Consider the following 1,424-nt stretch of genomic DNA (forward strand, 5'->3'; position numbering starts at 1 on the left):
GGTCAAGTCCAATTGTGTGGTGTATCGGGGTGATTGCCGCGTGATCCTGTTTGGTCAGGCGGTCAGTGCTGGAGTGGTGGTTTCCTCCTGTTCGGTGGGTTCGGTAAGGCCGCGGGAGCGGGCCAGCACGTCGAGGCCGAGGTAGCGGCGGCCTTCGATCCATTCATCGTGCTGCTCGGCCAGGACGGCGCCGACGAGGCGGATGACGGCTTGCCGGTCGGGAAAGATCCCGACGACATCGGTGCGGCGGCGGATTTCCTTGTTCAACCGCTCCTGGGGATTGTTCGACCAGATCTGGCGCCAGATCTGTTTCGGGAACGCGGTGAACGACAGCAGATCCGCGCGGGCCGCGTCGAGGTGGGCAGCGACTTTCGGTAGTTTCTCACCCAGTGCGTCCAGCATCCGATCGTATTGGGCTCCAACGGATTCGGAGTCTGCTTGGTCGAACACCGAGTGCAGCAGGGTCCGCACCCATGGCCATGACGATTTCGGGGTGATCGACATCAGATTCACCGTGTAATGGGTGCGGCAGCGTTGCCAGGCCGCGCCCGGCAGGGTGGCGCCGATCGCGGCGACCAGCCCGGCGTGGGCGTCGGAGGTCACCAGGCTGACTCCGGACAGACCGCGCGCGACCAGGTCACGGAAGAACGCCAGCCAGCCGGCACCGTCTTCGCCGCTGGTGACCTGGATACCGAGGATCTCTCGATATCCGTCGGCGTTGACACCGGTGGCTACGAGGGCGTGGACGTTGACCACGCGCCCGTTCTCGCGGACTTTGAGCACCAGGGCGTCGGCGGCGACGAACGTGTACGGGCCTTGATCGAGCGGGCGGGTGCGGAACGCTTCGACCTGGGCGTCGAGCTCGCCGGCCATGATCGACACCTGGGACTTGGAAAGCTTTGTCACCCCGAGTGATTCGACCAGTTTCTCCATACGACGGGTGGATACCCCGAGCAGATAACACGTGGCCACCACCGAGGTCAGGGCGCGTTCGGCGCGTTTGCGGCGTTCGAGCAGCCAATCCGGGAAATAACTACCGGACCGCAGTTTCGGTATCGCGACGTCGATCGTGCCGACACGAGTGTCGAAATCGCGGTGGCGGTAGCCGTTTCGGGAGTTCACCCGCTCGTCGCTGCGTTCGCCGTAGCCGGCACCACACACCGCGTCGGCCTCGGCGCTCATCAGGGCCTGGATGAACGTGGACATCATCTCGCGCAGCAGGTCCGGGCTTGCGACGGCGAGTTGGTCCGACAGCATCTTGGACGGGTCGATAGGCTGGACAGAGGTCATCGCGTGAACTTTCTTTCCTTCAAGTGACTTGGCGGTCTTTTGAAGGATCACGCGGTGACCACCCTCTACCCGGCTACGACACGCTCAGACATTTGCTGGCGTCCGGTCATACACCATCCTGCTGGACTCAACCC

At 63.7% G+C, this 1,424-nt stretch carries 1 protein-coding gene; it reads right to left on the reverse strand.

Annotation, left to right across the window (positions count from 1 at the left end):
• Nucleotides 1–54 precede the first annotated feature (54 nt).
• Nucleotides 55–1,290: an IS256 family transposase gene (locus C5E41_RS32935; protein WP_104379555.1), complete on the reverse strand. Its 1,236-nt coding sequence runs from the start codon at nucleotides 1,288–1,290 to the stop codon at nucleotides 55–57.
• Between the last annotated feature and the right edge of the window lie 134 nt (nucleotides 1,291–1,424).

The sequence above is a fragment of the Nocardia nova genome, from assembly GCF_002933465.1.
GTDB classification, from domain to species: Bacteria; Actinomycetota; Actinomycetes; order Mycobacteriales; family Mycobacteriaceae; genus Nocardia; species Nocardia nova_B.

What these genes read in the sequence shown, in the direction of transcription:
- C5E41_RS32935 (WP_104379555.1), bottom strand. Translation starts at nt 1,290, where the DNA reads ATGACCTCTGTCCAGCCTATCGACCCGTCCAAGATGCTGTCGGACCAA.